Source organism: Fusicatenibacter saccharivorans (genome assembly GCF_027667425.1).
GTDB classification, from domain to species: Bacteria; Bacillota; Clostridia; order Lachnospirales; family Lachnospiraceae; genus Fusicatenibacter; species Fusicatenibacter saccharivorans.
On record NZ_JAQEGR010000006.1, the window covers coordinates 175,359 to 181,650 of the forward strand.

Annotated in this window: 8 protein-coding genes; all 8 read left to right on the forward strand. The window is 51.7% G+C overall.

The genetic code is table 11. The features are described 5' to 3' along the window. The first annotated feature begins 24 nt into the window (after positions 1 to 24). Positions 25 to 834, forward strand: a complete 810-nt coding sequence (locus PGS38_RS07595; RefSeq protein ID WP_118640002.1) for an FAD binding domain-containing protein — start codon at positions 25 to 27, stop codon at positions 832 to 834. Further along, the gene (locus PGS38_RS07600; RefSeq protein ID WP_022462114.1) at positions 834 to 1,304 is read left to right on the forward strand and encodes a (2Fe-2S)-binding protein; all 471 of its coding nucleotides are present in this window, start codon (positions 834 to 836) and stop codon (positions 1,302 to 1,304) included. The genes PGS38_RS07595 and PGS38_RS07600 overlap by 1 nt, the downstream gene beginning before the upstream one ends. Then, positions 1,301 to 3,640: a xanthine dehydrogenase family protein molybdopterin-binding subunit gene (locus PGS38_RS07605; protein WP_270476117.1), complete on the forward strand. Its 2,340-nt coding sequence runs from the start codon at positions 1,301 to 1,303 to the stop codon at positions 3,638 to 3,640. The genes PGS38_RS07600 and PGS38_RS07605 overlap by 4 nt, the downstream gene beginning before the upstream one ends. After that, positions 3,631 to 4,218: a nucleotidyltransferase family protein gene (locus tag PGS38_RS07610; RefSeq protein ID WP_119188514.1), complete on the forward strand. Its 588-nt coding sequence runs from the start codon at positions 3,631 to 3,633 to the stop codon at positions 4,216 to 4,218. Before PGS38_RS07605 ends, PGS38_RS07610 begins: the two co-directional genes overlap by 10 nt. 126 nt (positions 4,219 to 4,344) lie before the next feature. Then, the gene (locus PGS38_RS07615) at positions 4,345 to 4,926 is read left to right on the forward strand and encodes a xanthine phosphoribosyltransferase (RefSeq protein ID WP_055218716.1); all 582 of its coding nucleotides are present in this window, start codon (positions 4,345 to 4,347) and stop codon (positions 4,924 to 4,926) included. Positions 4,927 to 4,938: 12 nt separating this feature from the next. Further along, positions 4,939 to 5,190, forward strand: coding sequence for a hypothetical protein (locus tag PGS38_RS07620; protein WP_022462118.1), 252 nt, complete (start codon positions 4,939 to 4,941; stop codon positions 5,188 to 5,190). 185 nt (positions 5,191 to 5,375) lie between these two features. Beyond that, the gene (locus PGS38_RS17490) at positions 5,376 to 5,672 is read left to right on the forward strand and encodes a response regulator (protein WP_118640087.1); all 297 of its coding nucleotides are present in this window, start codon (positions 5,376 to 5,378) and stop codon (positions 5,670 to 5,672) included. Continuing rightward, positions 5,642 to 6,055, forward strand: a complete 414-nt coding sequence (locus PGS38_RS07630) for an ATP-binding protein (protein ID WP_118640003.1) — start codon at positions 5,642 to 5,644, stop codon at positions 6,053 to 6,055. The genes PGS38_RS17490 and PGS38_RS07630 overlap by 31 nt, the downstream gene beginning before the upstream one ends. Positions 6,056 to 6,292 lie beyond the last annotated feature (237 nt).

Here is a 6,292-nt window from a genome sequence, read left to right on the forward strand (position 1 = left end):
GAAAATGGAGGGCATAGGGTAACTATGATTAAAATTAAGGATTATATCCGTGCGGGGTCGCTGGAAGAGGCGTATGAGCTGAATCAGAAGAGAAGCGCCTGTATTTTAGGCGGAATGCTCTGGACGAAGATGGGAGAGCGACAGGTGCAGACGGCAATTGATCTTTCCGGACTCGGACTGGATCAGATTGAAGAGTCGGAAGAGGAGTTTTCCATCGGATGCATGGTGACGCTGCGGCAGATGGAGGAGCATGAGGGGCTGAATGCTTATACCGACGGTGCGGCACGGGAGAGTGTGCGGAGTATTGTCGGGGTGCAGTTCCGGAATCTGGCTACGGTGGGAGGCAGTATTTTCGGCAGATTTGGATTTTCGGATGTGCTGACGCTGTTTCTGGCGCTGGATACGGAGGTGGAGCTGGTTTATGCGGGACGGATGCCGCTGGCGGAGTTTGCCTGTTCAAAGAGAGACAGGGATGTGCTGGTAAGGCTGATTGTGAAGAAGCATGAGGGTGTTACGGTTTATCAGAGTCATCGAAATTCCAGAACGGATTTCCCGGTGCTGACGTGTGCGGTGCGGGTGGAAGACGGAAAAGGATGTGCGGTGCTTGGGGCAAGACCGGCGAAGGCGGCACGTGTAGAGCTTCCGGCGGAGCTGGCGGAAAAGCTGGCGGCTGGAAAGGCATCTGCGGAGGAGCTGAAGGCGGCGGCTTCGGAGATTTCTGATCAGTTTACATATGGCAGTAATATGCGCGGAAGTGCAGAGTATCGTCATCATCTGGGACGGGTGCTGCTGCGCAGATGCATGGAAGAAATTCAGAAGAAGGAGGAGCAGTGATGAAGATTTCGATGATCTTAAATGGAAAGAAGACGGAAGCGGAGATCGATGCAGACATGCTCCTGATCGATTTTGTGAGAAGCCAGGGATGCTACAGTGTGAAGCGCGGCTGTGAGACGTCGAACTGCGGGCTGTGTACGGTTTTTCTGGAGGGAAAACCGGTGCTGTCGTGTTCGGTGCTTGCGGCGCGGGCGAATGGATGTAAGGTGGATACGCTGGAAGGCCTGCAGGAGGAAGCAGAAGAATTTGGTTCCTTTATTGCCGGACAGGGCGCCGAGCAGTGCGGGTTCTGCAATCCGGGGATGATTATGAATGCGATTGCGCTGTTCCGGGAAAATCCGGATCCGAGTGAGGAAGAAATTAAAGAATATCTGGCGGGAAATCTCTGCCGCTGTTCCGGATATGAAGGACAGCTTCGGGGAATTTTGAATTTCCTTGCCTGGAAAAAGCAGCAGGGAGGTGCGTCATGAGCAGAGAAAATCATATCTATGAACCGGACTGGTCGGGAAGAACCGATCAGCTCTGCAGTGTGAATAAGCCGGTGATCAAAAAGGATGCCCTCGCGCTGGTAACCGGAAAGTCAGTTTATGTAGATGATCTGGTGCCGAAGGATTGTCTGATTGTCAAGGTACTGCGGAGTCCGCATGCCAATGCAATCGTAAAATCCGTGAAAAAGACGGCAGCAGAGCGTGTTCCGGGCATTGAGGCGATTTATACCTGGGAGGATGTGCCGAAACAGCGTTTTACAATGGCAGGACAGACCTACCCGGAACCAAGCCCGTATGACCGTCTGATCCTCGATCAGCATGTGCGCTACGTGGGAGATCCGGTGGCGATTATTGCCGGAAAAGATGAAAAATGCGTGGACCGTGCGCGGAAGCTCCTGAAAGTAGAGTACGAAGTGCTTCCGGCCATTCTGGATTTTCATCAGTCCAAGGATAATGAACTGCTGGTGCATCCGGAGGAAAGCTGGAAATCGCTCTGTCCGGTCGGTGCGGACAATCAGAGAAATCTCTGTGCAAGTGCGGAAGATCACAACGGAGATGTGGAAGCCGTGCTCGCAGAGTGCGATGAGGTCGTAGAGCATACGTATCATGTACGCGCAGCCCAGCAGGCGATGATGGAGACGTTCCGGACATACTGCTTTATGGATACCTACGGACGGCTGAATGTGCTGAGCTCGACCCAGATCGTTTACCATGCGCGCCGCATTCTGTCCAATGCACTCGGCATTCCGAAATCGAAGATCCGTGTTTCCAAGCCGAGAATCGGCGGCGGATTCGGAGCGAAGCAGACGGTGGTTGCCGAAATTTTCCCGGCGTTTGTAACCTGGAAAACCGGAAAACCGTCGAAAATGATCTTTACGAGAGAAGAGTCCCAGACAGCATCCACACCGCGCCATGAGATGGAAGTAACGATCCGCCTCGGTGCGATGAAGGATGGAAGAATCCGTGCGATCGATCTGTATACACTTTCCAACACGGGTGCATACGGCGAGCATGGACCGACAACGGTCGGCCTTTCCGGCCACAAATCGATTCCGATGTATGGATCTCTTGAGGCTTACCGGTTTGCGTATGATGTTGTGTATTCCAACGTAATGTCAGCCGGTGCTTACCGCGGATACGGTGCGACGCAGGGTATCTTTGCCGTAGAATCTGCTGTCAGTGAGATGGCAGCGCGTCTTGGCATCGATCCGATCCGGATCCGGGAGCAGAACATGGTCCGTGAGGGACAGTTCATGCCGGCTTACTATGGCGAAACGGCAAACAGCTGTGCGCTTGACCAGTGCGTGGAGCGTGCGAAAGAGATGATCGGCTGGGATGAGAAATATCCGTGCCGTGATATGGGAAATGGAAAGGTGCGCAGCGTCGGCATTGCGATGGCGATGCAGGGCTCCTGTATTTCCAATCTCGATGTCGGATCGGCAACGATCAAAGTCAACGACGACGGCGGCTATACGATGCTGATCGCAGCGGCCGATATGGGAACCGGCTGCGATACGATTCTGTCCCAGATGGCGGCAGAGTGTCTGGAGTGTGATGTGGATGACATTACCGTTGTCGGCGCAGATACCGATACGTCCCCGTATGACTCCGGTTCCTATGCATCGAGTACGACGTATATTACCGGAAAAGCGGTGGAAAAAGCCTGCATGACGCTTCGGAAACGAATCTGTGCCCTGGCGGCAGAGCGGATGAACGTGCCGGAAGATGAGACAGAATTTACCGGTACCGGCGTCGTGCATGAAAAGAGCGGAAGCAGCATGACGATGGAAGAAATCGCAACAGCGGCCATGTGCAATAACGGCATCGCGCTGGAAGCGACGGAAAGCAATTGCTCTCCGGTATCGCCGCCGCCTTATATGGCTGGTGCGGTCGAGATCGAGCTGGATAAAGAGACCGGCGAGGTCAGGATTCTCGATTATGCCGCCGTTGTCGACTGCGGAACTGTCATCAACCCGAACCTTGCGCGCGTACAGGTCGAGGGCGGCCTGGTGCAGGGCATCGGCATGACGCTGTTTGAAAATATCCAGTACACGGACAAGGGTCAGATGATCAATAATTCGTTTATGCAGTATAAAGTGCCGACCCGCCTCGATATGGGCAAGCTGCGCGTCGAGTTTCGGAGCAGCTACGAGCCGACCGGTCCGTTCGGTGCAAAATCGATCGGCGAGATCGTCATCAACACACCGGCTCCGGCGCTGGCACATGCAATCTACAATGCGACGGGTCTGTGGTTCCGCGAACTGCCGATCACGAGCGAGCAGATTGCAATGGGAATTGCGGAAAAAGAATGCGAGTAACGATACTTTATCTGGCAGCCGGGAACAGCAGACGGTTCGGGGAAAATAAGCTGCTCTATCCGCTGGATGGAAAGGCGGTGTACCGCCATCTGCTGGACCGGCTGGCCCAAATTGCCGGAAGGCATGAGAACTGGGAACTGCTGGTTGTGACGCAGTATGAAAGGATTCTGGAGGAGCTTGCGCCGCTGGTAAAAGCCGGGCGTCTGCAGACGGTGTTTTCGCCGGACAGCGAAAAAGGAATTTCCTATACAATCCGCGCGGGAATCGAGGTGGCGGAGAAGCAAAATGCCGATGCCTGTGCGTGTTTTGTGGCGGATCAGCCGTACCTGAAGGAAGAGACGGCGGAGCGCTTTCTGGAATCCATGGAGATGCAGAAGGCTCCACTTGGCTGCGTTTTCTGCGGCGGCGAGAGCGGCAATCCGGTGTGGTTCTCAAAACCTTATTTTTCAGAACTAAAAGAACTTTCCGGCGACCGAGGCGGGAAAAAGGTGCTGAAACGGCACTGGGAATCGGTAATTCTGTTCCGGGTCGAAGCCGCGTGGGAATTAAAGGATCTGGATCGAAAAGAGGATCTCTGATGCAGAGACACCGGCGGCTGCCATGAATAAAATTTGAGACAGTGCGAAATTTGATGGATTTGGACTTGCATTTCCAGTGAGAAGTAAGTACAATGGGTATAATAAAAATTCGGGAGGCTTCAAAAAATGCAGTTATTGGAAGACAGAATCCGCAAAGACGGAAAAGTACGCGAGGGAAATGTCCTGAAGGTGGACAGCTTTTTAAATCATCAGATGGACGTCAATCTGTTCCGGGAAATCGGAAAAGAGTTTCAGCGCCGTTTTGCGGGAGAGGAGATCACGAAAATTCTGACCATCGAGGCATCTGGAATCGGAATTGCCTGTGTTGTGGCTGAAATTTTTAATGTTCCGGTTGTGTTTGCAAAGAAAACACAGACCAAAAATATCGCCGGCGATGTTTATACCACAAAAGTAGAATCTTTCACCCATGGAAGAGTTTATGATATCATTGTTTCCAAAGAATTTCTGGGAAAAGGAGACAAAGTTCTCCTGATCGATGATTTCCTGGCAAACGGAAAAGCGCTGGAAGGACTGGCAACCCTGGTACAGGATTCCGGTGCAGAGCTCGTAGGAGCAGGCGTTGTCATCGAAAAAGGGTTCCAGATCGGAGGAAAACTGCTGCGTGACCGCGGCATTCATCTGGAATCTCTTGCCATCGTCGATGGTATGGATGATAAAACCGGGGAAATTACCTTCCGGAAACAGTAAGGAGGCGTCAAAATGGCAAATCTGATTGCAAGAATTGCCGTTCTTCTGGTTCTGGCGGCCGCAGGAATGGTGCTGGCCGACAGAAAAGAAAAAATTGATCTCAGTGTGTCACTGCTGCTGTTTCTGGCGGCAGTCAATGTGACCTCTTTTTTCAGCCTGAAAGATAACAGGATTGTAGTTGTCATGATTCTGACGGTATATTTTCTGTTGTACGCAGGCGCAAAAGAGCTGCTGCGGAGACGGGCAGAGAAAAAAAGAAAATGAATGCAAACCGAACATCCGGCTGCGAGCACCCATGCAAAAGTGCCGGTCGGATGTTTTTGAATTTTTCTGTAAATTCAAAAAGCCCTCCGGGCAGGATCGCACTGCGGCGGAGGGGGAATTATGTCGCTGAAGCGACCCGCCGCCGGCGGAGAATCCTGAAAATTACCAAAATAAGGAGAACCGATATGAGACTGCTGCTGGCAGAAGATGAAAAAGAGATGGCGCACGCGCTGGAAGCAGTGTTTACACATAACCATTATTCTGTAGATGTTGTTTATAATGGAATTGATGCTGCGGACTGGGCAGAGAGCGGAAACTATGACGGCATGATCCTGGATATTATGATGCCGGGAAAAAGCGGGCTGGAGGTCTTAAGCGAGTGGACGGAGAGCATTCATCACCAGATTGAGCGTCTGAACAGTCTTGTAACACAGCTTCTGACGCTTGCAAAATGGAGGAAGGTGGCGGAGAACTGGAGCTGAAAACATGGAATGCGTCAGAAACCATCATGGATGCCGTAACGTCCTTTGAAGCCTCTGCGGTTACGAAACAGATCGCGTTGCAGAGCGATATTGCAGAAGAAGTCCATATGGAAGGGGATGCCGCAAGAATCCACCAGCTCGTTTCTCTTCTTGTGGATAACGCCGTTAAATACACTCCGGAGGGTGGAAAAATCCACATTTTCTGGCGAAAAAACGGCAAAAAAGCAGAATTTTCGGTGCAGAATACCTGCGATACCCTGCCGGAAGGTGATCTCAACCGCCTCTTTGGCCTCTTCTACCGTGCGGATGCGTCGCGGGCCAGGGGAAAGAGGCGGCTATGGAATCGGCCTTTCCGTGGCTGCTGCAATTGTAAAGGCACATAAGGGAAAAATCACCGCAGAGCGGACACGAGATGGCATCTGTTTTAAAGCAGTCTTTCCGGCAAAAGGATGAAAGAAACAAAATTCCGGAAAAACGGAAAAATGACGGCAGGGCAGGAAAGGCAGACACACAAAAAAGCAGAAATCAAAAGCTTCCAAGAGAGAAAAAACAAAAGAAAACAAAAGAAAACAAAAGAAAACAAAAGAAAACAAAAGAAAACAAAAGGAGGAATATATGAT

Coding starts and splice junctions, on each gene's coding strand:
- PGS38_RS07595 (WP_118640002.1), top strand. CDS start 25: ATGATTAAAATTAAGGATTATATCCGTGCGGGGTCGCTGGAAGAGGCG.
- PGS38_RS07600 (WP_022462114.1), top strand. CDS start 834: ATGAAGATTTCGATGATCTTAAATGGAAAGAAGACGGAAGCGGAGATC.
- PGS38_RS07605 (WP_270476117.1), top strand. CDS start 1,301: ATGAGCAGAGAAAATCATATCTATGAACCGGACTGGTCGGGAAGAACC.
- PGS38_RS07610 (WP_119188514.1), top strand. CDS start 3,631: ATGCGAGTAACGATACTTTATCTGGCAGCCGGGAACAGCAGACGGTTC.
- PGS38_RS07615 (WP_055218716.1), top strand. CDS start 4,345: ATGCAGTTATTGGAAGACAGAATCCGCAAAGACGGAAAAGTACGCGAG.
- PGS38_RS07620 (WP_022462118.1), top strand. CDS start 4,939: ATGGCAAATCTGATTGCAAGAATTGCCGTTCTTCTGGTTCTGGCGGCC.
- PGS38_RS17490 (WP_118640087.1), top strand. CDS start 5,376: ATGAGACTGCTGCTGGCAGAAGATGAAAAAGAGATGGCGCACGCGCTG.
- PGS38_RS07630 (WP_118640003.1), top strand. CDS start 5,642: ATGGAGGAAGGTGGCGGAGAACTGGAGCTGAAAACATGGAATGCGTCA.